10 protein-coding genes are annotated in these 26,688 nt (G+C 71.7%); 6 read left to right on the top strand and 4 right to left on the bottom strand.

What is annotated here, in order from left to right; genetic code table 11:
• Nucleotides 1-16 precede the first annotated feature (16 nt).
• Nucleotides 17-13,153, bottom strand: coding sequence for a Tc toxin subunit A-related protein (locus JOL79_RS23540; RefSeq protein ID WP_210158067.1), 13,137 nt, complete (start codon nucleotides 13,151-13,153; stop codon nucleotides 17-19).
• Between the two features lie 219 nt (nucleotides 13,154-13,372).
• On the opposite strand from JOL79_RS23540, the gene JOL79_RS23535 reads away from it, so the two are divergent.
• The 5 genes from JOL79_RS23535 to JOL79_RS23515 all read left to right on the top strand — a co-directional run bounded on the left by JOL79_RS23535 (nucleotide 13,373) and on the right by JOL79_RS23515 (nucleotide 19,397).
• Nucleotides 13,373-14,860 carry a hypothetical protein gene (locus JOL79_RS23535; RefSeq protein ID WP_210158066.1) on the top strand — a complete coding sequence of 496 codons (1,488 nt, stop codon included), beginning with the start codon at nucleotides 13,373-13,375 and terminating at the stop codon, nucleotides 14,858-14,860.
• Nucleotides 14,861-14,867: 7 nt separating this feature from the next.
• Nucleotides 14,868-16,559, top strand: a complete 1,692-nt coding sequence (locus JOL79_RS23530) for a hypothetical protein (RefSeq protein ID WP_210158065.1) — start codon at nucleotides 14,868-14,870, stop codon at nucleotides 16,557-16,559.
• 292 nt (nucleotides 16,560-16,851) lie between these two features.
• A complete protein-coding gene (locus tag JOL79_RS23525) occupies nucleotides 16,852-17,400 on the top strand; it encodes a flavoprotein (protein ID WP_210158064.1) in 549 nt (182 codons plus the stop codon).
• A 57-nt stretch (nucleotides 17,401-17,457) separates the two neighbouring features.
• Entirely contained in the window at nucleotides 17,458-18,453 is a 996-nt protein-coding gene (locus JOL79_RS23520) for a hypothetical protein (RefSeq protein WP_210158063.1), read from the top strand.
• Nucleotides 18,454-18,560: 107 nt separating this feature from the next.
• A complete protein-coding gene (locus tag JOL79_RS23515) occupies nucleotides 18,561-19,397 on the top strand; it encodes an undecaprenyl-diphosphate phosphatase (RefSeq protein WP_210158062.1) in 837 nt (278 codons plus the stop codon).
• A 33-nt stretch (nucleotides 19,398-19,430) separates the two neighbouring features.
• Here JOL79_RS23515 and JOL79_RS23510 read toward each other — a convergent pair whose 3' ends face one another.
• The gene (locus tag JOL79_RS23510; protein WP_210158061.1) at nucleotides 19,431-20,669 is read right to left on the bottom strand and encodes an FAD-dependent oxidoreductase; all 1,239 of its coding nucleotides are present in this window, start codon (nucleotides 20,667-20,669) and stop codon (nucleotides 19,431-19,433) included.
• Between the two features lie 197 nt (nucleotides 20,670-20,866).
• Between JOL79_RS23510 and JOL79_RS23505 the strand changes: the two genes are divergently transcribed.
• Complete coding sequence (locus tag JOL79_RS23505) at nucleotides 20,867-21,472, top strand: class I SAM-dependent methyltransferase (protein WP_210158060.1); 606 nt, start codon at nucleotides 20,867-20,869, stop codon at nucleotides 21,470-21,472.
• A gap of 16 nt (nucleotides 21,473-21,488) precedes the next feature.
• Here the strand turns inward: JOL79_RS23505 and mgtA are convergent, their stop codons facing one another.
• Together mgtA and JOL79_RS23495 are read right to left on the bottom strand one after the other, a co-directional pair.
• Entirely contained in the window at nucleotides 21,489-24,020 is a 2,532-nt protein-coding gene (mgtA, locus tag JOL79_RS23500) for a magnesium-translocating P-type ATPase (RefSeq protein ID WP_307848685.1), read from the bottom strand.
• Between the two features lie 49 nt (nucleotides 24,021-24,069).
• Nucleotides 24,070-26,616: a cation-translocating P-type ATPase gene (locus JOL79_RS23495; RefSeq protein WP_210158058.1), complete on the bottom strand. Its 2,547-nt coding sequence runs from the start codon at nucleotides 26,614-26,616 to the stop codon at nucleotides 24,070-24,072.
• Nucleotides 26,617-26,688: the final 72 nt, after the last annotated feature.

Raw genomic sequence — 26,688 nt, 5'->3', positions numbered from 1 at the left:
GTCACGCGGGGAGGGGTCAGACGGCGCGGTAGGTGAAGATGAGCCCGACGGTGCTGAGCGTGGACGGATCACCGTCGGCGGTGAAGGAGATGTCGTCCGCGGTCATGCCCGCCGCGCGGACCAGGGAGCCCTCGGTGAGGGCCGTCCTCGGGTCGCCGCCGAGCAGCAGCCGCACCGTGCCGTCGGCCGGGCCGGTGCCGTTCGTGACGTACGTCGCCGCGACGCCGGTGAGCTGGCGTCCGGTCAGGCGCGGGAAGAGGGCGGGCGTGAGCGGCAGCGTCAGTCGGTCGGTCTCCCCTTCCGTGAACGCGGACCACTCGCCGGGGAACTCCTCCGCGACATCGATGTAGCGGGCGGCCTGGTACGGCTTGAGCATGCCCTTGACCGCGTTGGCGAACACCGCGCCGCCCTGGTCGGCGACGTACTTCACGACGATCGTCACGTCGGTCAGGTCGGCGGGCGGCAGGCCGGACGTCTCCAGCCGCCACGTCGAGACGGCCCCGGTGCCTTCGAACGGCAGATATCTGTCGTCGTCCAAGCGCAACTCGAACAGGCCGTTGTTGTCGCGGCCCTCCTCGACGTCGGACAGCGCGATCTGCTGTCCGGCGCGCCAGTCGGAGCGGACCGTGGCGGGAGCGGCGCCGCGGCCGTCGATGAGGTAGCGCACCGCCGCGGGGTCGGCGGTGAGCACCGTGCGGTGGCCGAGCTGCGTGAGGGTCGCGTTGACGTCGACGATCTCCTCGGCGTTCTCGAACGTGACGGACACCGTCTTGATGCGGCGGCGGTAGTGACCGGGGAAGTCGCGGTCGTACATCGCCTCGGTGAGCGCGAACTCACAGCGCCCCTCCGACTTGAGTTTCAGCAGCGCCAGCGGGTCGAGCGCGAGGAGGGACACCCGCCGGGTGATCTCCAGGCCGCGCATGTCCCCCGCGAGGTACGCCGTGGCGAGCCGTTGCAGGTCCTGGCCGAGCGCCTCGCCCGCCATCAGGCCGTTCCGCTGGCTCTCCCAGTAGGCGGGCCTGATGAACGTCTGGTCGGTGCCGCGCTCGTACTGGTAGGCCCGCTCGGCCGCGCGGGCCATGTCGTGGGCCAGGTTGTACGACTGGAAGTACAGGGTGGCGAGCCGACCCGACATCCACTGGTAGAGGTCGACGTTGCTGAACTTGCCGGTCATGAAGTCGGCGACGGCCTGCGCGTTGGCGATCTCCTGGTTGGTGAGCTCCAGGTCGCGCTGGGCGGACGCGAGCTGGGCGGCGGCGGACGCCACCTGGTGCTGGATCTCGGCCACCTCGCCCTGGGAGACCATGAGCTGGAACTTCCAGTCGCCTTCCTGCCGTTCCTGTTCGACGCGCACGGCGAACAGCTCTCCGGTGACGCTGAGCGCCTCGCCGATCGACGAGGCGACCTCGGCGCCCTTGTCGAGCACCTGACCGACCTGTTCGCCGCCCAGCTCGGTGCCCATGATGAACGGTCCGACCAGCGCCTGCGGCGCCGCGAACGCGATGGCCGCGCCGATCTTGAGCCCGCTGGCGTAGAGGTGGGCGATGGACGCGCCGGTCATGGCGGCGATCTGGGCGAGCTGCAGCGGGGTCAGCCCGGCCGCGATCAGGTCCTGATAGTACGTGACCCGCTTGTTGGCGTAGTCGAGCGAGACCTGCGCCTCGGCGAGGCTCTCGGCGGCCGCCCTGACCTGCGCCTCCTTGATCTCGCGCAGCATGATCTGGATCGCGGTGTCCTGCCGGGCGCGCAGCAGGTTCAGCTGTTCGCCGTCGCGCCGTTCGAGGACGCTGACCAGGTCGCCGCCGAACTGGCGCAGCTCGTCGACGAGTTCCTGGGCCTTGCGCACGACGAACGAGAACCGGTAATGCGGCACCGGAGCGCCGGCCCCGGCCACGACCTGGTCGGGGCTGAGCCCGCCGGCCGCGCCGCGTACCAGTGCCATGACGTCGGCGGGCGGCTCGAACAGCGGCAGCGGCCGGCTGACGCCCATGATGTCGAGCGACGCCCTGATCTTGCGGAGCCGGTCCTCGACCCTGGCCCAGTAGTCGCCGAGCACCGAGTTGCCGGGGATGTAGAAGTACGGGTGGGCGACGCTGGTGTGGATGGCGCCGAGGCCGTCGAGCATCCGGCCGCCCGCGGTGATCCGCTCCGCGGCGGCGTCCGGGGTCCACTCGGCGTTCCGCAGGTCGTCGTAGGTGAGGGTGGGCGACAGGGCGATCGGGCCGACCCCCTCAGGACGCCTGCCGAGCAGGTCGTAGGCGAGGACGTACAGCATGCGGGCCTCGTCGATGCTCTCCATCGTGTACTGCCGGAAGAGCATGTCGCCCCAGTCGAGCAGATTGTCCACGTAGGCCATGACGACGGCCCGCCGGTACGCCGCCGGCCGCAGCTCGGCGATCGTGTGAGGGTCGAACGGGTCGTCCTGGTACGCCTTGAGCAGCGCGCCGTGGTCGCCCATGAGGTTGTACTGGGCGCGCAGCCGGGCGAGCATGGCGACCTTCTCGCACAGCGCCGCCGCGGTGGCGTCGCCGGTGCGCCGGCCGAGCTCGGTGTCGACGGGAGTGAGCGCGCCGGCGGCGAGGCCGTCGAGGAACGCGCCCTCCTGCGTCGTGAGCGTTCTGGCCTGCTCGAACGCCGGGGCGACGGCCTCGACGTCGATCAGGGTCTGCCCCAGCGCCGCGGAGACGCCGGTGTCGGCGAGCGCGTCGAGGTCGGCGCGGCAGGCCGCGACGAGGGCGCGCACGTCGACCGCGAGGAACGGCAGGAACCGCCAGTACCTCTCCTGCTCGGTGGGGTCGAAGACGTACTCGTACCACTGCCGGGCGTCCTCGAAGCGCTGCGCGGTGGCGAGCGCCTGCGCGATGAGCATCGGCGCGTGGAAGAAGATCTCCCAGTAGTAGCGGCCGTTGGCGCTGGAGAAGTCCAGGTGCGAGCTGGCGGGCATGCCCGCGACCTCGGGACGCACCTTGATCGTGGCCGGCCCCGAGGTGACCTTGCTGAACGCGGGCAGTTCGTCGGTCTCCTGCGCCTCGGGGGCGAGCAGGGCGGGCACCCCGCCGACGAGCAGCCGCCGGTTCAGCTCGAACGCGCTGCTCGACGTGAGCCGGACGATCTCGTGCGGCAGCTCGGCGTACTCGTACGGCCGGGGGACGACTGTGTCCTTGGGGTAGCTCGCGTACTGGGGGCCGACGAACAGGTAGAGCTGGGTGTCGGCGTCCAGCATGCCAGTGAAGCCGCCGGCGAAGCCGGGCGGCAGGGAGTGCCAGTTGCCGCCGATGGCGTGGAAGTCGCCGGGGGTGAGGTCGCCGAGCTCCTTCCCCGTGGGCAGCACGGCGTACGTACCGTCGCCGAAGACGTAGCGCCGGTCGCCGCGCCGGAACACGCCACGCACGCGCTGCGGGAGCGCCCTGGGGTAGCCGGGGTCGGCGGTCGCGGCGACGGTGTCGTCGTCGACGAGCGAGTACCGCATGTATTCGAGGCCGCTGGTCAGGTAGACCTTGCGGTCGGCCTGGTAGGCGGCGTCCACCAGGCCGGTCGTGCTGATCCTGGTGGGGATGCCGCCGAGGGCGCGGGTCTGGCCCGTGCTCCGCCCGCCCGGGCCGTCCGTGAGGTAGGTGCCCGCGCCGTTGTCGAAGTAGTACCAGTTGTCGCCGTAGGCGAAGGCGGCGTCCAGGCGCTGCCAGGCGGGCAGGCGGTCGTCGCCGCCGTCGGTGAGCGCCTTGGGATAGCCGGGGTCGGGCCGGTCCTGGGCCGCGCGGTCCGGCTTGTCGGCCCTGTCGTCGGGCCTGTTGTCGCGGACACCGCCGTAGCGGACGTACTGGCCGCCGGTCACGACGAAGGTGCGGCCGTCGCGGACGAACACCGCGTCGGGCAGCGCGCGGTTCCACCCGTCGCGCAGCTTCCCGGGCAGCCCGGACGGCGCCGACTCGTAGTAGGTGCCGTCGGCCAGCGCGAAGCACTCGGCCCCGGTGCCCGAGTTGAAAGCGAGATCGACCCGGTCCCAGCGGGGGAACCCGTCCGGGTTGTCGCGCAGCCGCTTGGGGTAGCCGGTCTGCGGCGGCCCGAACGGCGTGCCGCGGTAGCAGTAGTACTGCGGTCCGGAGAAGACGTACGTCAGGTCGCCGCGGACGACGACGCCGTCCACGGCCCCGGTCGTCGTCAGCGAGTTGCCGACGACGCCCCATCTCGTGGTGGTCACGTCGTTGCTCGTCCGCAGTTTGCCCCTGGTCTTGACCTCCAGGAACTCGCCGCCGCCGGCGGCGTTCCGGGTGAAGAACAGGCGGGTGCCGCCGGGCAGTTCGACGGCCGCGTCGATCTCGGCCCAGGCGGGCAGCCGGACGGCGTTGTCCTTCAGGCCGATCAGCGCCGGGTCGGTGGCGGGGTCCATGGTGATCGGGCGGCACAGGAAGCTGCCGCCCTTGTGGTCCACGCTGAACCACGGCCCGTCCTGCGACCCCGCCGGGCTGTTGAACCGCACGACTCCGGCCGGGTCGACGGGCGCGCCGGCGGGCTCGTCGAAGATGCGCGACAGCTCGACGAGCCGGGCGGGCTGGACGGGCACGCCGACCGGCACCGCGTACAGCTCGGGGGTGAGCGCGTGCGCCGCGGTGACGGTGAGCGGGCCGGTCGGCCCGGCGACGGTGTAGGAGCGCGACACCACGATGGAGTCGTGCGTGCCGGGATCGCCGCCCGGCAGCGTCGCGGACGCCTGGACGAACAGGTGGACGTCGCTGATCCGGCCGTCCTCCAGCGCGCCGGGCGGCAGTTCCTGCGCGGGCACCCACTCCTTGCTGAGGTTGTAGAAGGAGTAGAAGACGCGGAGCCGGTGCTTGGGCGGCGGCGCGGCGACGCTCTGCCTGTCGCCGCTCTGCTTCGTGACGAGGGTGGTGGCGCCCGTGGCGTCCGGCGCGACGGTCTCGACGACGCTCCAGAACACGAACACCCGGCCGAACGCGTGCACCGGGTCCACCCGGTCGGCGTCGATCTGGATGTCCACCTTGACCCACGGCTCCCAGGTGGCCGACAGCCGCGTGCCGTCGCGGAACTCCGCCGAGCGGTAGTAATGGCGGCGCGGCTCGGTCCTCGTGCGGCCGAACAGCACGAGCCTGCGGGTGCCCTCGTCGTCGCCGTCGGCGGAGTAGACGTACGCGCCGGAGACGGCGAGCCGGGAGACCTCGGTGTACTCGTCGAGGTAGCGCTTGTAGGCGCGCTGCACGCTGTCGGCGGTGATCTCGCCCTGGAGCAGGTCGTTCTCCAGCTCACGGAACGCGGGCGTCTTGGTGTCGCGCAGCTCGGGCCTGATGTAGTTCTCCGGATAGAGGAAGACCTTCCTGTTGGCCTCCCAGATCCGGTAGTTCTTCAGCCACGTCCACCACGACTTGATCTTCTCCCGGACGTCGGCCGCGGCGGCCCCGGGGTCCTCCAGGTCGAGCAGGTAACGGTGGATGTAGAGCTGCGTGGCGGCGATGGCCTCACGCACCGGCGAGGTCGTGCCATCGGGGCCCATCTCGACGTCGGCGAGCACGTGTTCGTACAGGGCGCGGACGTCGGCCAGGCCGGGGTTGAGGCGCAGCGCGGCCGGCAGCAGCGCGTCGCGTCTGAGGACGTTCAGCTCGCCCTCGACGACCGCCGACAGCGCCTCCCACTCCTGCGGGGCGTGCCGGCGCTCCAGCAGCAGGGCGAGCGCGTCCGCGGGCGCGGGCCCGGCCACGACCCGCGTGTACAGGTCGGACGGGCCGGTCCCCGCACGTCCCGCGAGCCGGAACAGGTCCACCAGGGCGAGCAGGAACTCGATCTCGAGGCGGTCCTCCTCGGCGGGGAACGCGCTGATCAGCCCGGCGTTGCGGCGCAGCCAGCGGACCTCCTCGGCCTGCCAGCCGAACAGCCCGGCCAACGCGGCGAACGGATCAGGGGCGCCCGCGTCGAACAGCTCGGCCAGGCCGGGGTGGGTGCGGGCGAGCGAGGCGAAGCCGCTGATCGCGTACACATCGGTCAGCCGGTAGTCGGCGAGGTCGGACCAGCGGCGCCGGAACGGCTGCGGGAACGTGCGGTCCACGTCGTCGTACGCGCCGGAGTAGCGGACGTACCGGTCGCAGCGGGCCAGGTAGGTGCGGCCCTCCACGACGAACGCGCCGCGGACACCGGACTCGAAGTCGGCGGGAAGCGCGCCCCAGTCGTCCTTGATGGTGCGTGGATACCCTTCCTCGACGAGATCGGGGGCACCGGGCCGGTACTTCACGTACTGGTCGCCGCGGAAGGCGTACAGGTCGCCCTCCGGGGAGACGAACGCGGCGTCGATCATCGGGGCGGCGGCGAACTCATTGCGGATCCTCCCCCACCGGCCGGCGACCGCACCCGCGGTCGTGCCGTCGTGGAAGAGCGCGCCCTTGAACAGGTACAGCGTCCCGTCCGGGCCGCGGAACGCGGCGTCCAGACCGTCGTCGAACGCCTCGGGCAGTGCGCCGACGCGCAGATCGTCGGCGAGCGCGGCGGCGATGGAGCGCGGATAGCCGTCGTCGGGGTGGTCGTAGGCCGGGCCGGTGTAGCGGACGTACTGGTCGCCGGAGAACAGATAGGTGTGGTCGTCGCGGACGAGCGCCGCGTCCACCCGCCGTCGGTCCTGTATCGCGTTGCGCACCCGGCCGAGCAGGGCCAGGTCGTACGTCCGCTCCTGGGCCAGCGACGTGACGTGCAGCACACCGCCGACGACGAGGTAGGCGGTGCGTCCGTTGGCGACGGCCGCCCGCACGACCGGGCCGCTCCCCCGGTCCGCCACGGCGTCCTCGAACGTCTCGGGCAGCGCGGCGAACGCAGGCTCGGCGCGCAGGCCGCCCGCGATGGGCCTGGGGTAGCCGGGGTCGGCGTACTGGTAGTCGGGACCGGTGTAACGGACGTACTGCGTGCCGGAGAACAGGTAGGTCGTGTCGTCGCCGAAGACGATCGCCGCGTCCACGCCACGGCTGCCGTCGTCGGGCAGGAACGGGTTGACCGATCTGCCCCAGCGCTGCCTGATCGGCGCGGGCGGGTCGAAGGCGCGGTTCGCGTACCGGGCGTAGTGCTCGGTGAAGAAGAAGTACGTCGCGCCGTCCGGCGCGGTGAACGCGGCGCGCAGCGCGTCGCCCGGCGGCAGGTCACGGCCGAAGCCGCGCCACACCCGCTCGATCGGGCGCGGGTAGGACCACTGGCCGGTCTCGCTGAGCTGCACGCACCGCTCGCCGTTGAGCAGGATCATCGTGTCGCCCTCGAAGAGCACGGCCGACGGGACGGGGAACCCGTCGGGCGCCTTCCAGAACGTGGCGTCGGCGAGCGCCGGATAGCCGGGGTCGGGCTCGGCGTACGGGCCGTACTCTCCGCTGTAGACGACGTGCCGCATGACGCCGTCGGCGTCGGGATGCTCGAACAGGTAGGTGACGCCGTCGCGCATGTACGCGAGGGTCACGCTGGTGAGGCCGCCCCAGTGGCCGGCGATCGGGCGGGGCTCGCCGTCTGTGGTGTCGAGGCCGCCTGGGGTGCCGGGACTGTAGGTGACGAACTGGTCGCCCCGGAAGAGGTAGGTCTTCCCGTCCCGGCCGACAAACGCCGCGTCCACCGCGTTGTCCTGATAAATGGTGTTACGGGGGCGGCCCCACTCCTCGGCCGCCGGATACTCCTTGCCGAGCTGCGTGTTGTAGCAGTTCGCGCCCTTGAACAGGTAGGTCGCGCCGTCCGCCCCGGTGAGCACCGCGTCGAGGCCGGTCCGGTAGTCCTCCGGCACCCGCCGCAGCGTCAGCGGCCGCACCGCCTCCTCCGCGACTCCACCTCCCACCACGTGTCCCTCCAGCGCCGGGCGCCTGGACCAGCCCGCGTCACGCTGCACGAGCACCGCGCCGTTCTCCACGAACGCGCAGGTCACCGCCGCGAGGTCGAGGCCGGAGTACGCGCGGTAGACGGTGTCGGACACGACGTGCCACTGGCCGCCGCGGAACAGGTACACGTTGCGGTGGTCGGCGAACGCCGCGTCCAGCCCGTCGAACTCGACGGACAGCGCCGCCATCCGCGGCTCGGTGCGCAGCGCGGAAAGGGGACGCGGGTAGCCGTCCTGGACGGCCGAGTAGTCGCCGTCGGCGTAGCGGACGTACTGGTCGCCGGAGAAGAGATACGTGTAGGTGTGCGGCACCTGCGCGCCGTCCACCGTCTCCACCACGTCGAGGACCAGCGTCGCGTCCACCTGGCCGGTGCGGGCGATGGCGTTGGCGACGTTGCCCCAGAACGCCCCGACTCGCGCCGGGAAGCGGTCGTCGACCCGCGTGTAGTCCGTGCCCGAGTATCTGACGTACCGGTCGCCGCTGAAGACGTACGTCTTGCCGTCCCGGCCGACGAACGCCGCGTCCACCCGGTCGAACGGGACGCTGTCCCACTGCTCGCTCAGCAGCGCGGGCTCCGACCACCAGCGGTGCCGCGCGTCGAACACCACGAAGCGCGGCCCGGAGAACAGGTAGGTCCGGCCGTCGCGCCCGGTGAACACCGCGTCGATCGTCGCGAACGCCGGGTCGGCGGCGAGCCCCACCGGCAGGTTCCACCAGTTCTCCGCCCGGGGGCGCGGATATCCGGCGTCGGGGACGGTGTAGTCCTTGGTCGAGTAGCGCACGTAGAAGACGGTGTCGTCGCCCAGGACCTTGATCCGGTCGCCGGCCCTGCGGATGGTCAGCGTGATCGGGCCCTCGGCGACGACCTGCCATTCGGGCGACGTCCCGGTGACCGGCGCGTCGTCCGGCACGGTCACGCCGTGCTCGCGCAGGCGGCGGCGCAGCGCCACCGACAGCCGCCCGTCCGCCAGCTCCGTCTCGTACGCGGCGGGCAGGTCGAGGATCTGGCCGACGGGGCCGAATAGGTGGGTCGCGCCGTCCAGCACGAACGCCGCGTCCACCCGGTCGAGGCCGCCCCAGTCCCCCGCGACGCCGCGCGGGTAGCCGAGGTCGGCGACGGAGTAGTCGGCCGAGGAGTAACGCACGTACCGGTCGCCGCTGAAGAGGTAGGTCTTGCCGTCGCGGCCGACGAACGCGGCGTCGACCGTGCCGCCCGGCAGGACCGGGGCGAGCACGCCCCAGCGCAGCGCCGTCCGCGTGACCTCGCCGGAGCCCTCGGGGCCGAGCGCGACGGTCCTGCCGTCCTTGAACAGGTGGATCGTGCCCGTGGCGTCGCGGAACGCGGCGTCGAGGCCCGACTCGAACCCGGCGGGCACGTCCGGCCGCCAGTCCTCGATCCTGACCGGGTTGCCGTCGGCGACCCGGACGCCGTCGTTCTCCGGGCTGTCGGTCATCCTGGCGACCTGGTCGCCGCTGAACAGCAGGTAGCCCTCGGCGTCCGCGTACGCGGCGTCCAGCCGGGCCGCCCCCTCGAACGCGTTGCGCGGGCGGCCCCACCGGTCGGCGAGCGGCCGTTCGCCGGTGCCGTCGGACCAGCGGTCGCCGCTGAAGACGTGGGTGCGCCCGTCGAGGCCGTGGAAAGCGGCGTCCACGTTCCGCTCGAAGCCGGCGGGCAGCGGGGTGTCGTTGCCCTCGCGGGCCCACCAGTCGGCGACGGCGCGCGGGTAGCCCTCGTCGGCGACGGAGAGGTCTGCGCCGGAGTAGCGCACGTACTGGTCGCCGCAGAACAGGTACGTGCGGCCGTCTGCGTCCACGAACGCGCCGTCGATCTTCTTGGGGTCGTCGAACGTCGAGCGGACCTTGCCCCACACCTGGTCCTTCGGCCCCCAGCGCAGCCCGCCCCGCGCCCGGACGAACGCGTGTGACTGCCCGTCCACGCCGCGCCCGACGAGCCACTCGGCCCCGTCCGGCAGCGTGAAGCCGGCGTCCATCCCGGCGAGCCCGGAGAAGTGCGGCGACAGGTCGGTCAGCGCCTTCGGCAGCGGATCGGCGAGCGCGTACGTGGTGGCCGAGTAGACCCAGTAGCTCGCCCCGCGGAACAGGTAGATCTTGTCGTCCCAGCCGGTGAGCAGGGCGTCGATGCCGTCCACGCCGGGCGGCAGCGCGAGCGGCTCGGGGAACTTGCCCGCCAGGTCCTGGTCGTGGAACGCGACGCGCACCCCGGCGGCGTCCAGGCCGAGCTTGGCGGCGAGCCGGGCGAACCGCCTGATCCGCCGGTAGGAGCGGCGCAGGCGCGGCTCGCCGGGCAGTACGGCCGGGACGGTCGGGTCGCCCGCGAGCGCGGGCGGCACGAGCAGGTCGAGCACGTCCGGCGTGATCGCGTCACAGATCGCCGCGACGACGTCGGAGGGCACGCCGAACGCGTCCTGGAGCACCGCGAGCACCGCCGCGTGCTGCCGCCCGGCGAGCGCCGCGACCCGGTTCGCGATCTCGGTCGTCGCGTCGGTCGTCTGCTTGGCGACCGCGTGCAGCAGGAAGAAGACGTCCTTGCTGTAGTCCTCCGCGCCGGGGAGCGTGAAGTCCAGCGCGTTGGTGACGGTGGCGAAGTAGTGCAGCATGTCGCGCGGCACGCCGAGCGACGCGTCGAGGTCGCCCGCGTCGGCGAGCAACGCGACCAGCTGGCCCCGCTCCTCCTCGTCGAACCCGAGGTCGGCCACCGCCGCCAGGTCCAGCCGGTACGGCGCCTGCGCGCGCACGATCGCCCCGATGCGCTCGTAGACGACGACGCCGTCGGCCGCGGTGAAGCCCGCGCCGAGGTCGAGGTAGCCCTCGGTGTCGCCGAACAGGCCGCGTGAGTCCTCGCGGACCCGGCCGTCCTGGGTGATCGAGTTCTCCAGCAGATCCACGACGCGCCTGGCCTGCGCGGCGTCGGCGACGTCCAGGAAGTCGGCGGGGCCGAAGGTGAGAAGCTCACCGCGGGCGGCGTCGACCTGGTCGCGCAGGGCGTCGAGGATGAAACGGCGCGCCGGGTAGAGCTCCAGCGGCACCGGCAGGTCGTCGGCCCCGAGCGTCAGCAGCGCCACCGGGTCGGTGTACGCGCCGCCGGCGTCGAGCAGGCCGTTGAAGCGCAGCAGCTCGGTGAGCTCGGAGACCCGCTCCTCGGGAAGGCGCAGCTCCGCGAGCACACCGGGGTCGAACGCGATGGCGGCGGCGCCGGCGTCCTCGATCTTGGCCGCCACGACGTCGAGCACGGCGGGCGTGAGATCGGCGAGGCCCGCCGTCGGGGAGAACAGGTCCACGTTGCCCGGGTCCGCGAAGAAATCCTGGTCGACGATCTCACCGTCCTCGTCCAGGTAGCCGTTGTAGACGAGATTGTCGTACAGCTCCTCCTGGTCCACCTCGTCCAGGTCGGGCAGCAGCTCGGCCACGTCGGACGGGTGGAACGCCTCCCCCGCGCGCGCGAGCGCGTCGAACAGGACGGGCGCGAGGTCGTCGAAGAAGCCCGCGACGAGCAGGTCATCCGGCACCTCCTCGACCTTGAGGCGGCCGTCGGACCCGAACAGGCCGTACATCACGAGGTTGGCGAAGATCTTCGCGGCGACGCGAGGCGCGAGCCCGATGCCCTGGAAGTCCTCCTTGGTCAGCACCGGCAGGTCCGACACGGCCGCGTACGCCGCGTCGGCCAGCCGCGCCGGATCGAGCCGCAGCAGGCGCGAGTCGCGCGGCGAGACGACCCCGTCGTCGTAGGCCACCAGCACGTCGTGCACGACCTGCGCGGACCGCTCGTCGAACCGGTCGGAGACCAGCGACCCGGGCGTGAAGGCGACGTCGGCGAAGCGGCCGGCGATGCCGGTGAGCACCGCCAGCTCCTCGTCGGCGTCCTCGGCCGTGGCGGGCTCGCCGAGCACCTGCCCCAGCTCGGCGACGGCGAAGCCGGACGCGGTCAGCCAGGCGTTCACCGCGCACAGCGTCTGCGTGAGCCACAGCGCGGCCTCCGGGTCGTCGCCCATGAGGGTCTGGTGGCAGTCGCCGGGGCCCGCCTCGGTCACCGGCAGCGCTGCGAACGTCGAGTATCTGGCCAGCGCCGGATCCGCCTCGACGGCCGCGATCAGGCCGAACAGGTCCTCCACCGGCAGGCCGAGCGCCCCGGTGAGCCGGGCGGCCCGGGCCAGCAGCGACAGCGCGGGCGTGCCGATCGTCCGGTCGAACGGGCTCTCCTCCAGGGGCCCGTCGTAATGGTCGCGGAAGTGCTGGACGACGGCGACCAGGTCGGCCTCGGCCATGTCGAGCGCGACGGACAGCCGCAGCCGGTACTCGCGGTTCTGCGGCCCGAGCACGTCGCCGGTCGGCGGGGCGAGCGCTGCGGCCTCGCGCGGCACCCGGCGCGCGGCGAGCGTCGCGACGACGTCGAACGGCACGCCGTGCGCGTCGCGCAGGTCAACGGCCGCGGCGAGCAGGCGCAGCGCGGGGCCGTCGAGCGTGCCGTCCGCGCAGGCGGCGAGCACGAGGTCGAGGTCGGGGAAGGTGAGCCCGGTGCGCCTGGCCAGCCGGACGAAGCGGTTGACCCGGTCGAACCACTCCGCCGGGACGGCCGCGGCGGGGTCGTCGGCGCGCACAAGGGTGAGGCCGTCGTCGGAGACACGAACCACGGGACCGCCCGCGTGCACGAAGAAGTCCTCTTCGGAACGTTCCAGAGCGGCGTTCTGATCGGGGTCGCCGTAAAGCACGACGCTCAGCTCGTCGCCGTGCAGCGCGGTCGCCGCCAGGAACGTCTCGACGTCGGCGAGCTCGGCGAGCGGCCTGCCGTACAGCTCGGCGATGCCGGCGTCGTCGGCGCGCGGGGTGGCCACCACCTCGACGTCCAGGGAGGTCAGCCGCAGCCGCTCGCGCGCAACCCGGCCGGGGTCGAGGCGGCCGGTGAACACCCGGTAGAGCTCGACCGGGTCGAGCCCCAGGTGACGCAGGTAGACGGCGATCCGCGCGTCCTCCAGCGAGAACGGCAGCCCGGCCGGGTGCCGGAGCTTCTGCAGCGTCTCGTACGGCCGGGGCCCGACGAGCCCTTCGAGGATCCGCACCACGATGTCCAGGTACGGCACCTGCGGGAACGTGTTGCCGGCGTCCAGCGGGATCGCCGCGATGTCGGGCCTGCGCCGCAGCAGCGCGGGGTCGTCGAACGCGTCGTCCAGCAGGTTGAGCAGGTCGGTGAGGTAGGCGGCGGGTGAGTACACCGAGCGCGCCTCGTCGCCCGCCCGCAGGTCGAGATCCCCGAAGAGCCGTTCGTAACTGGGTAACCAGGCATCGCTGTGCACGCGGATACGTCCCCTCAGATTTCCGAATCGGCCCCCGAATCGGCCGCCCCATGATTTCCGATCGGGGCGGATGTGAGCTATGTGGCGGGAAGGTGACAACTTCCGACCTTTGGAGCTCTTCAATGGACCGCGCCAAACTGGTCGTTGACCACGCGGCGGCGCGGGACATAACGTCCCGTAGCGCAGCCAACGCGGCCGACGCCAGGGAGAGGCGGGCTCATGAGCGAAGCTCCAGAGGGGAGCCCACCGTCCACCCCGCGCAAGCGCGGCCGGGACGCCGGCGCCCAGAACAACGATCGGACCAAGCGCGCCAAGACCATCGGCAACACCCCGCCCGCCGGCAACACGACGAGCGGCGCCGACCAGTCCGGGCCGCGCACACGGTCCCGCTCGGGCTCGCTCGTCCGGGAACCCGACAAGTACGTGATCCTCGAGACCGGGTACGTGCCGGACAAACCGCTCGCCAAGCGCAAGCCGAAGGTCGAGAAGCGCGTGACGACGGCGGACGCCATCGTCACGCCGGCCCCGGTGACGACGACCACGGCCGACGTCGACATGACGCCCGAGACCGTCCCCGACCCGGTCGTCATCACACCCACCGCCGGCCGGCAGAACCCCGGTGACCGGCCGGACATCGCGCTGGTCACCTTCGACCCGGTCGACCCGGACTACCTCGCGGGCGACTATCTCTACCAGGTCCTCGTCAAGATCCGGGACAGTCCGATCTTCACCGAGCTGCTCGCCACCGTGACCGGCCAGGCGCCGGACGACTGGCAGGCCCTGGTCGCCCAGCAGGAGAACCTCCCCGAGCCCGACCGCGCGGCGGAGGAGGACGTGCTGGCGCGGATCGCCAAGGTGCCCGCGAGCGTCGGCATCGTGGTGGTCGACGGCGCCGACTTCCCCGGCCTCACCGCGGACTACGCGGCGAGCTCGTCCAAGGCGCGGTACAACTCGACGCTGCACTTCATCGACCACGCCCAGAACGACAGCACGAACGCGCCCACCCCCCTCCAGTCGGGCGGCAACTACTTCGCCTACCTGCACGGCATCGTCTTCGAGCTGTGCAACGCCTCACAGCGGCAGAAAATGATCTCCATCGAGACCGCCGCGGCCGACGGCCTGCTCGACTGCGTCAGCTACTGCCTGGCCAAGGAGTCGCAGGAGGTGCTCAGCGAGAACCTCCATGACACGCTCGTGACGCTGGCGCTCAAGGACACCGGCTTCCTCAACGTGGTCGACGACGTCTCGAACGCGAAGAAAACGCTGAAACCGCCCGCGCTCGGGAAGATGCTCTACTCCTCGGTGAGCGGGTCGCGGGCGGCGCGGCTGAAGAACAGCGTGGACAAGGGACACGCCCTGCAGTACGTCACCGCGTGGAAGGACCATTACTGGGCGAAGTACGCGGAGGTCAACCCCAAGCTCGCCGCCGCGTTCGAGGACTGGACCAACGAGCGGGGCGAGGCGCCCGAGATCGACCACAGGTCGCTCGTCCTGGCGCACACCGGCATCGAGGTGGACGACTCCGAGGTGTCGCTGATCCTGGAGCACGTCAACCAGACCTTCCAGCATCCGCTGCTCTTCAACCCGGGCGTCACCAACTCCACCGACACCGACTTCGGCGCCTCGTCCGCTGAGCCGGAGCGGAAGCCGGTCAAGAAGAACGCCGCGTCCCGCGGCAAGGCATTCGTCAAGAAGCAGAAGAAGTAGGCGGCCCATGTCCCTCCAGGGCGAGACGAACGAGTTCAACAAGCGCGGCAGGTCGGTCTCGACCAGCGACTCGGTGAAGCGCCCCAGGCAGAACCCCGCCCCCCCGACGCCTCTCACCTCGGCGTCCCGCACCCCGGCGTCTCTCACCCCGGCCCCGCCGCCCTCCGCGCCGCCGGACCCGAGGAACCCGTTCGCGGGCATGACCTGGCTCTTGCCGTCGTCGTCGACCACCACGCCCACTGCCAAGCCGCCCACCAAGCCGATTGCCACGACCCCCACCGCGGCCAAACGGCCCGTCAAGCCTCCGGCCAAGCCTCCGACGATTCCGACGGTCAAGAAGCTCCCAGCCAAGAGCGGCACGACCGTCACTCCTTCGAGCGGTTCCGGCCCGTCCCCGAGGCCCCCGACACCAAAGCCACCCGCGCCCACCACGACGGCCAGCGCTCCGGCGACGATGGGCGGCGCCGACCCGATCATCATCAAGCCCACCGTCCAGGCCACGAGCAGGGGCCGTGCCGGCTCGGCCCCCACGCCCCCCACCCGGCCGGACATCGCTCTGCTGACCTACGAGGCGCAGAGTCCCGACGAGATGCGGAGCGACTACCTCTACCAGGCGCTCCAGAAGATGCGCGACAACTCGATCTTCACTGGCCTGCTCGACACTGTGACGAGCAAGGCGCCGGACGACTGGAGCACGCTCGCCGCCGGCCAGCTCAGCCTCCCGGACTCCGCCCGCCTCATGGAGGAGGACGTGCTCGACCGGTTGGCCAGGGTGCCCAAGTCCGTGGGCATCGTGGTCGTCGACGGCGCCGGCTTCCCTGAGCTCTCAGCGGAACGCGACAGCGGCGGGCCGCTCGCCTTCTACAACTCGGATCTGCACCTCATCCAGCACGCCCAGCTGGAGGACACCGACGACGTCCCCATCCCGCTGTCCCAGGGCGGCGGCTACTGGAAGTACCTCCGCGACGTCACGTTCGAGATGTGCAACGCCTCCCAGCGCGACACCATGCAGGGCATCGACCAGGCGGCGAAGGCGGGCGACCTCGACTGCGTCAGCTTCACGCTGGCGAAGGAGACGCTGGAGACCACGAGCGAGACGATGCACGACGACCTGATCCGGAAGGCGCTCGCCAGCAGGGACATGCGCACCGTCGTCGACGAGGACGCGACCACGACCTCGGAGCTCCCCGTGCCTGAGCGCGACAGCATCCTCTACTCCCCCACCGGCTCGGGCTCGCGCAGCGACCGGCTCAGAGGCGCCGTTCAGGACGGACACGCGGAGAGCCTGATCGCCGTGTGGAAGCAGGAGTACGCCGGGCCGTACAAGGCGAAGAACCCCAGAAAGTTCGCCGCGTTCGACGCGTGGACGAAGGGCACGGGCCCCAAGCCGACCGGGATCGATCACGCGGACACCGTCCGCCGGCTCACCGGCCAGCGCGTCACCTCGCCGGACGTCGGAGTGATCGAAGCCGACACGCGAAAGAGATATTCCGGCCTCACGGTCACCGCCCCCGTCTCGACCGAGGCCACCGGCACCCCGCATACCACCGTCAGCGGCGGCGGTGGTTCGAGCGGCGGCAGCCCGGCCGCCAAGACGGCGAAGCCGAAGAAGACCAGCAAGTCGGTGAAGAAGACCAAGCCCAAGACCCCGCGTTCATCGAGCAGCACATCCACCGGCAACAAGCACGCCATCACCTGACTCGGGACGCTCCCGCGAGCGAGACCGCGGGCGGAGCACCGCCGGAGGCCGCCGTCATGACGACGTTTCACTTCATCGGCCGTGTCATCGCCGCCCTCGCCGCCGATCCAGAAGTCGACCGCAGGAGTTGAGTTCCCCGCCCTCTATCGCGTGACACCAGCCCTGCCGCGTCGCCATCCGTCCACGGGCCGGTGTTCGCGGACGTAGTGTTCGCCTCGACCGCGGTGACCGTGCCCGTCGGTCAGCGGACAACGGCCGATGGTGATCGCAGAGGAACGGAGAGCGGCGGGATATGGCAGAGGGTGAGCCGGTTCTGTATGTGATCGCGTGCGGGGGCCGACCGGCGGCCGACCTTCCCGCCTTCGTCGAGCGGCTCCAGGCGGACGGCTGGAGGGTCTGTGTCATCGCGACGCCGTCAGGAACGAAATTCATCGACGCCGAGCGGCTCAGCCGGCTCACCGGCTATCCGGTACGGCACGACTACAAACGGCCTGAGGAGCCGGACGTGCTGCCCCCGGCGGACGCCATGGCGGTCGTCCCGGCGACCTTCAACACGACGAACAAGTGGGCACTGGGCATCAGCGACACTCTGGCACTGGGCCTGCTGAACGAAGCCCTCGGGCTCGGCCTGCCGATCGTCGCCGCCCCCTGGCCCAACCACGCGCTGTCGAAGCATCCCGCCTTCCCCGGCAGCGTGGCCCGGCTCAAGGAATGGGGCGTCCGGATGATCCTGCGCTGGGACCGCCTCCCCGCACCCGATTCAGGCCCACCGGGAGCGGCTTCCTTCCCCTGGGACGATCTCCATGAAGCGCTTCGGGCCATACGCTCGGCATCCGCCTGAAGCGGTTCCGCCGCGCGCACATCCAGATCGTCGTCCGGAGGAAGGACACCCGACACGATGACGCAGCCAGGTGACTACGGCCTTCCCGGGTCGCTGGATCGAGTGCTGAGCGACGTGGCCACGGAACGAGCCGCCCAGGATGCGATGTGGGGCCTTCGGGAACACCCCGACGGCACCGGTCCCACCTACGCGTCCGAGGCGGACCTGGCCAAGCAGGCCGTGGCCGACGCCGCGGCCGAAGGCCGGCTGACCTGGCGGCACATCCTGCACGAAGAGGTCCTCGAGGCGTTCGCCGAGAACGACGCCGACCGCCTGCGCGGCGAGCTCATCCAGGTCGCCGCGGTCGCGGTCAAGTGGGTCCAAGCCCTCGACAGACGCACGCGAGGCGTTTTCGAGAGTCGAGATGCAGTTACCGGAGAGGCGGCGGTACGAGACATGAGCTTCCTCACCCTGCGGCAGGCGGCCGGCCGTTTCGACGTCTCGTTCGCCGGGCTGCGGAAGATCGTCTCCGCAGGTCTGCTGCCTGCGGCCGGGCACCATGGCAGCAAACTGGTCATCCCTGCGGACGTAGCGCAGCGCATCGGGACTCGCCCGGCCGTGGCGCTCCCCGACCTACACCCGGCAACGGGTGATGCCACGATGGCGGTGTTGCGCGTCGACGTGGCACAGCCCGACCCAGAAGGCGAGCGCAGATTCATCGGCTTCCGTGCCGATCTGACGCCCGAAGACCTGCTGGAGGCGCTGCGAGGGTGGTGGGTGGGGACACCGGAGAAGATCGCCCAGGCCGGCGTTCTTCCGGTGACGCTCGGCGGATTCGTCGTCGCCGTGCTCACGGGTCTGGACACGTGGGACACCAAACAGACCGCCACCGGCCCTGTGCGTCATCGCTTCGACGCGCGGCTCGCCGGCTACATCAGCGACCTCGACACGGCCACCAACATGGTCGCGATCGGCGCAGCCGACGACCTGCGAGTGGCCGGCCACCTTCTCGGCAGGCGTCTGCAATCCACGTCCGGCGGCCCGATCGCGTACGTCACCGTGGCCGCCGTATAGCGGCCTCACCGGGCGTTGTCGCTGACGGCCACGGAAGCCTGCAGTAGCCTCGGGAGGGCCCGGTCGGAAAGATCTCCACTGGCACCCTCCGCCACAGGGACGCATGCATGAGCTCGATCGACGTCGGCCAGGCCGTCATCCTCGGCATCGTGGAAGGCCTGACCGAATTCCTCCCGGTCTCTTCCACCGGCCACCTGAAGATCGCCGAAGGTCTGATGGGCATACCGGTGAGCGATCACGCGATCGTCGGTTTCACGGCGGTGATCCAGGTCGGCGCCATCGCCGCCGTCCTGGTCTACTTCTTCCGCGACATCGTCCGCTTCACGACCGCCTGGTGCCGGGGCCTGACCAACCCGGAAGCGAGGCGAAGCCACGATTACCGGTTCGCCTGGTGGGTCGTCTACGCCACCATCCCCATCGCCGCGGCGGGACTGTTGTCCAAGCCGCTCATCGAGGGCCCGCTCGCGTCCCTGTGGGTGGTGGCCGCCTCGCTGATCGTGGGAAGCGCGATCATGTGGGTCGCGGACCGGACGGCCACCCTGAAGCGTGGCGAGGACGACACGTCACTGACGGACGCGATGGTCGTGGGTTCCTCGCAGATCCTCGCGCTGCTGTTTCCCGGGTTCTCCCGCTCCGGGGCGACGATCTCCACCGGACTGCTCCGCGGCATGGACAGGGTCGCCGCGACCAGACTGTCGTTCTTCCTGTCGATCCCCGCGCTGACGGGCGCCGGGATCTACGAACTGAAGGACACGATCGGCGGCGGGGTCGGCGTTCTGCCGCTGGCGGTGGGAACGCTCGTCTCCTTCGTGGTGGCCTGGGTCATGGTGGACTGGCTGTTGAAGTTCGTGGCCCGGCACTCGCTCAACGCCTTCGTCCTCTACCGGATCGTCCTCGGGACGGCCCTCCTCTGCCTGCTCGCCACCGGAGCACTCGGAGCCTGACCGAGGGCGGCCTGGCATTCCCCCTGGATATGGCTAGGGTGACAGCCGGCCGACCCATTTGAGAATGCGGCCGAGCGGACCTCCGCCGAAGGACGACGCCGCCTGCTCGGAAGCGCGAACCGCGGCGAAGCCGTACTCGGTCATCCGCCGCTCGTACTCACCGATCGCGGCCGTCAAGGGCCCACCCGAGGCGATGGCCGCGGAGATCGTCCGGCAGAGCAGCGCCGCGTCCAGCAGCGCGCAGTTCGCCCCGGAGCCCTGGGCGGGGCTCATCGCATGGATCGCGTCGCCGAGCACCGTGACGGCGGACGGCTCCCACGGCGCGACGGGCACCGAGCTCCTGATCGGGACATAGGAGGTCTGGTCCACGTCGGCGGCCTCGATCAGCCGCACCAGAGCCGGGTGCCAGCCCGTGACGCGCTCGGCCACGAACCGGTGCAGGTGACCGGCGCCGTGGAACGACAGCTCGGCGTCGGAGCCGGGCAGCAGGGCGGCGGGCACGGCCAGGGACCACATCACGTAGTCGCCCCGCCAGTGTGGGTCCAGACCCGGCCACAACCGGGCCGCCGCCCGTGCCGGGTCCTCTCGCGGGCGCATGAGCCCGAGCGCCAGGCCCAGCCGGCCCGCCCGCACGGACATGAACCCCTCGGCGAGCCGGGGTGGCAGCAGCTCGGCGACGGCGTCGGTCAGCGGCGTCTTCCCGTAGACGCACCGGGTGCCCATGTCCTTGATCCGGGCGTGCGGGAGCATCTGGCGGCGCACCCGCGAGCCGGCGCCGTCGGCGCCCACGAGCAGGTCGCACCCCGCACTCGTACCGTCGGCGAACCAGGCGCGCACCCGCCGGCCCTCGGGCTCGTAGCGGGTGAACTCCGCACCGAAACGCACCACGTCCTCCAGGCCGGCCAGCAGGATCCGGCGCAGCGTCATACGGTCGACCGAGGCACTGAACGACGCCGGGTCCCCGTCCGCCGTCACGCCGTCGAACTCGACGGCGTGCAGTTCCCGGAGCCGCTCGTCCACGATGGTGACGCGCCTGCTCGGCTGCCCGGAGGTGGCGGTGAACAGCTCGTACAGCCGGGCGGGCACGCACTCGCGCAGCGCGCCCGCCCCTCGGGAGTCGAGGTGGATCCGGTACCCCTGCGGCCGGTGGTCCAGCGACGGATCGCGCTCGTAGACGATGACGTCGATGCCGGCGGCACGCAGGCCCTGGGCCGCGCACAGGCCTCCGAGCCCTCCACCGACGATGACCACCTGCAACGGGATACCGGGCATGTGCGCACGCTCCTGTCAGATGTGGGCGGGCCAGCGTGGCGACCTTCTCGACGTACCTACCAGCCTGTCCGCCACCGACGCACCTGGTGTGCTTCGCCTACCTGTTTCTCATTGCCGCTGCCGTCGAATGCCCGCGGACGACGGCATCCGTCCGGGCGGTCGCTGATCGTCTCCTCCGCTCCGGGAGAATGCGGGGCATGGTTGAACAGAGCATCTGGATGCAGAAGGTCGCCGCCGACCCCGATCACTCCACCTGGTTCATCGAGCGCTTCCGTTCCATGGCTCGCGCCGGTGACGACCTCGCCGGGGAAGCCCGCTTCGTCGACGCCATGGTGCCGCGCGGCGCCCGCGTCCTCGACGCCGGGTGCGGGTCCGGCCGGGTCGGCGGCGCGTTGGCCGAGGCCGGCCACGACGTCGTCGGCGTCGATGTCGACCCGGCTCTGATCGAGGCCGCCGAGCATGACCACCCCGGGCCGCGATGGCTGGTCGGCGACCTGGCCGAACTCGATCTTCCCGCGCAGGGCGTCACCACGCCGTTCGATGCCATCGTCTGCGCAGGCAACGTGATGACGTTCCTCGCGCCGAGCACCCGCCGGGAGGTGCTGAGACGCTTCCGTGCGCACCTCACGCCGGACGGCCGGGCCGCGATCGGCTTCGGCGCCGGCCGCGGCTACGAGTTCAGCGACTTCCTCGCGGACGCGGCTGCTGCCGCGCTCGAACCCGACCTGCTGCTGTCCACGTGGGACCTGCGTCCGTTCAGGGACGACTCGAGCTTCCTGGTCGCTGTCCTCCGCCCTGCCTGAGACGGCGGCGGGCCCTTTACATCGTAGATTCCATACGGTCGGATGGCAGACCCGGCCGCGGACTGCGGCTGAACGGCGTGGCGCGGCGATGGACCCGGTGGTGGGGCGGCAGGTGCCGCTCGCGTGGGGCAGGCACAGTGCGGAAGCGCCGTTTGACGGCCTCCACGAGCGCCAGATAGACGATCAGCACGGCGGCGATGGTGCCGAGAATCGCGGGTGGGATGGGTGCCAGCCCCAGGCCGGACGCGAAGGGCGCGTAGGGCAGGGCGAGTCCGGCCGCCACCACCGCCCCCACGGCGATCGCGAGGGCCGCGGCCGGCCGGCTCCGCCAGAACGGCGTACGCCTGGTCCTGACGATGAAGATGACCAAGGTCTGGGTCGCGAGGGACTCCACGAACCAGGACGCGCGAAACAGCGGCGGCTCGGTGTGGAAGACCTGCAGCAGCAGCGCGAACATGGCGAGGTCGAACACCGAGCTGAGCGGTCCGAAGACCAGCATGAACCGGCGGATCAGCCCGAGGTCGAAGCGTGCGGGCCGGGCGAGTTGCTCGGGGTCGACGGCGTCGGTGGGGATGGCGAGCTGGCTGGCGTCGTACAGCAGGTTGTTGAGCAGCACCTGGCTGGGGAGCATCGGCAGGAACGGAAGCACGGCCGAGGCGGCCGCCGCGGAGAACATGTTGCCGACGTTGCTGGCCGTCCCCATGAGGAGGTACTTGATGGTGTTGGCGAAGATGCGGCGGCCTTCGACGATGCCGTCGGCGAGCACGCCCAGGTCCTTCTCCAGCAGCACGACGTCGGCCGCGTCCCTGGCGACGTCGGCCCCGGTGTCGACGGAGATGCCGACGTCCGCCCGGTGCAGGGCGAGGGCGTCGTTGACTCCGTCGCCGAGGTAGGCGACGTCCAGGCCGCCGCTCCGCTGGACGCTCACGATCCTGGCCTTCTGCTCGGGGCTCACCCGCGCGAACACCGTGGTCGCCGGCAGAGCGGCGCTCAGTGCCGCGTCGTCGAGGCCCTCGATCTCCGCACCGGTCAACACCCCGGCGGCGGGCACGCCGATCTTCTCGCACAACGCGGCGGCGACGGCGGGGTGGTCACCGGTGAGGATCTTCACGGTGACCCCGAGCGCCGCCAGGCGTTGGAGCGCCTGCTCCACTCCCGGTTTGGGCGGGTCGCTGAACACCAGGAACCCGGCCAGGTCGAGGTCGGACTCCAGCAGTTCGGGGGCTCCCGGACGTACCGCGACCGCGACCAGGCGGGCGCCCTCGGCGAACAGCCGCTCGACGAGCGCGCGGGACTCCCCCGGTACGGCCCGGCATCGGGCCAGCACCGCTTCCGGGGCTCCCTTGACGATGGTCAGCGTCTCACCGGCGGGGCCTTCGACCAGTACGGACGCCATGCGCCGCTCGTGGTCGAACGGCTTGGCGTCGATCCGGCGGTAGCTGTCCGGAGTCCACTCCCCCGCGACGGCACCCGCACCGTCCAGGGGAGCTCCACCGTGGAGGGCGTCGTGGAGGGCGTCGTGGAGGGCGTCGTCGAGTGGTCCGGAGCCGCGCGGGTCCGCGCACAGCACACCGAGCCGGAACGGGCCGGCCGTGTCGCCCGGGTCGGGGGTTCCGTCGGGACGCAGGGCCTGACGCAGGGCGATCCTGGCCTGGGTCAGGGTGCCGGTCTTGTCGGTGAACAACACCTCGACGTCGCCGAGGTCCTCGATGGCGACCAGGCGTTTCACGAGCACTTTCATCTTGGTGAGGCGGCGGGACCCGGTGGCGAGGCTGGTGGTGACGACCGCGGGCAGCAGCTGCGGGGTGACGCCGACCGCGATGGCGAGCGAGAACAGCATGGCGTCGAGCAGTGGGCGGCCCAGGACCAGGTTCGTGACGAACACCCCGGCCGTCAGCGCCGCGGCGACCCACACCAGCAGCCCGGAGAACCTGCGCAGCCCGATCTGGAAGGCCGTCTCGGCGTGTCCCTCACCGAGGCCCGCGGCGATCGCGCCGAAGGACGTACGGGCGCCGGTCCGGGACACGGTCCCGGTGGCGGTTCCCGCGGTCACGACCGTGCCCATCAGCGCCGTGTCGCCCGGTTTCCCGCGGACCGGCAGCGACTCCCCGGTCAGCACCGACTCGTCGCACTCGAAGTCCCGCACCTCGGTCAGCTCGATGTCGGCGGGGACCACGGCGCCCAGCTTCAGCTGGACCACGTCGCCGGGAACCAGGTCGGTCACGTCACGCTCGACCAGCGCGCCACCGCGCAGCACGCGCGCCCGGCTGCGCATGTGCTCGTGCAGCGCTTCCACCGCACGCTCGGCGCGGTATTCGTTGGCGAAGCCCAGCCCGACGCTCAGGGCGACGATCACACCGATCACCACCGCGTCGGTCCGTTCCCCGACGAAGAACGACACGGCGGCGGCGACCAGCAGCAGTATCAGCAGCGGGCTGCGGAGCTGCCGGGCCAGCACCGCGAGCGGGCGCGCCCGGTGGCTGCGCACCGCGTTGGGGCCGACCTCGGACCGGATGAGCGCCGCCTGCTCGTCAGTGAGCCCTGTCACGGCCGGTTCTGTCACGGTGGGTCTCTCGTCCTTGGCGGTTCCGGTCATTTCAGTGGGTCCCGCTTCCGGATCGAGGCGCGGCGCTCCGCGGGGGTGTTGATTCGTCCGAGGCGCGTCCGCCGCCTCGCCTGTTCCGGTCGCAGCGCACCATGTCGCACACCGGCACCGAGAGCACGGCGGCGCCCAGCGCCATCGCCCAGCCGGCGGGTGGCAGAGGCACGAGCGCGAGCGGCGCGCCCAAGGCCGCGATCACGGTCACGAGCACCTGCAGCGCCGCGGTGGCGGTCACCGCGACGAGTACCGAACGGCCCCGCCACCAGCCGCGCTCGAAGGTCCGGCGGCGGGCCCGCACGACGTAGGCGAGGGTCAGACGGGCGCAGACCAGTGCGAGCACCGCCTGGGTACGGACCTGTTCCTCGCTCCAGCCGAGGCGGCGGGCGACCTCGACGGCCGCGAAGACGAGCGCGCCGACGGCCACCGCGCGCAGCGCGATCCGGGTCAGAGCCGGCCACGAGAGCAGGCCGCCGGTGGGCCGCAGTGCCAGCGGGTCGCCGGCGGGACGGTCGACGCCGAGCGCGATGGCGGGGATGCCGTCCAGCACCAGATTGATCCACAACAACTGCACGGGAAGCAGCGGCACGACCAGATCCGGCCAGGCGATCAGGCCGGTGAGGACGATCAGGATCTCCGCGAGGTTGCCGGTGAGCAGGTATCCGACCATCGAGACCACGTTGTGGCGCAGGCGGCGTCCTTCGCGTACCCCTGCGACGATGGTGCCGAGGTCGCCGTTGGTGACGACGACGGAGGCCGCCTCCCGGGCCACGTCCGTTCCCTCCTCTCCGGCCATGGCCACTCCCACGTCGGCGTTGCGCAGTGCCGGGGCGTCGTTCACGCCGTCGCCGGTCATCGCCACGACCTGGCCGTCCTCGCGCAGGGCGCGTACGAGCTCGAGCTTGGTGGCGGGGTCGACGCGGGCCAGCACGGCCGCCTCACGCAGCCGGGCGGAGCGCTTGGCCCGCTCGTCGCCTTCGGCGAGGGCCTGGAGCTCGGCGCCGGTCACGACGGGGCCGCCGCCGACGCCGACCTCCTCGGCGATGGCGCGTGCGGTGCCGGCGTGGTCGCCGGTCACCATCACCACGCGGATGCCGGCGGCGCGGCAGTCCGCCACCGCCCTCGCCGCCGTGAGCCGGATCTCGTCACTGAGCGCGACCAGGCCCAGCGGGCGCAGCCCTGCGGCGTCCAGGTCGTCAGTGTGCTTGTCGGCGAGCGCCAGCACCCGCAGGCCCCGGTCCGCCAGACCGGACACCGCCCGCGCCAGCCGCTCGGTCTCCGGACCGGGAACGCACCGGGCGAACATGACCTCCGGAGCGCCCTTGACCGTCAGCAGAGGCCCACCCCCGGGCGCCGCGGTGATCACGCCCATCGATCTGGTCTCGGCGTCGAACGGCCGGGCGGCCAGGCGTTCCTCGCCGGGCGGCAGCCGTACGCCGCGACGCTCGGCGGCCACGGCGAGGGCCACGTCGACCGCGTCCCCCAGCCCGTCACGGGCGTCGTTGCAGCGCAGCGCGGCACGCCACAGGTCGCTGCCGGACACCGTCACCTGGTCGGACACCGTCAGGTGCCCGGTGGTCAGCGTGCCTGTCTTGTCGGTGGCGATGACGGTGGTCGCGCCGAGCGCCTCGATGGCCGGCAGCCGCCGGACGATCACGCCGAGCGCCGCCATGCGCTGTGAGCCGAGGGCCAGCGCGGTGGTGACGGCGGCGGCCAGGCTTTCCGGCACGGCGGCGATGGCCAGCGCCACCCCGGCCAGGATGACGTCGAGGAGCGTGGCGTCGCCCCGCTGGACCCGGCCGAGCCCGATGAGGATCATGACGACGCCCGCCAGGAGGGCGACCAGGCCGATCCGCCGCGACACCTGTGCGAGTTCCACCGCCAGCGGCCCCTTGGCGCCGCCGCCCAACGCGGAGGCGATACGCCCCATCTCGGTACGCGCACCGGTCCGGGTCACCTCCGCCACCCCCGAGCCCCGGACGACGAGCGTCCCGGCGAACAACTCGTCACGGCGATCGGCGAGTGTGCCGCCGGCTCCGTCCGCGTGCGCGGCACGTTTGTCAGACGACAGCGACTCCCCCGTGAGCATGGACTCGTCCACGCCCAGCGCGTCCGCCCGCAGCAGCCGCGCGTCCGCGGGGACGCGGTCTCCGGCCGCGACCCGCACGGCGTCGCCCGGTACGACCTCGGCGGCGGGGATCCTCCGTACGACACCGTCGCGGACGACCTTGGCCATGGGCGCGGTGAGGGTGCGCAGTGCCCGTACGGCGTGGTCGGCCTTCGCCTCCTGGCTCACCCCGATGACCACGTTGACCAGGAGAATGGTCAAGATCGCCGCGCCCTCGGCAACCTCGCCGAGGACGACCAGGGTGACCAGTCCGGCGATCAGCAGCAGGATCGACATCGGGTCGGCGAGCTGGCGGGCGGCCCGGACGGGCAGGCGTGGCGGCCTCGGCCGCGGAAGCTCGTTCGCCCCGTACTCGGCCAGCCGCTCCGATGCCGCCTTCTCGCTCAGCCCGGCCGGCTCCCGCACGCTGATCTCCATGCCCCAAGCAGATCATTCGCATGGGTGACGGGCCGCAGGCGAAAGGCATCGTGCCGGAGGACCTTCGGCCCA

Origin of the sequence: Microbispora oryzae (assembly GCF_017896165.1) — a bacterium.
Lineage (GTDB): Bacteria > Actinomycetota > Actinomycetes > Streptosporangiales > Streptosporangiaceae > Microbispora > Microbispora oryzae.
This window is presented reverse-complemented; position numbering and strand designations above follow the sequence as displayed.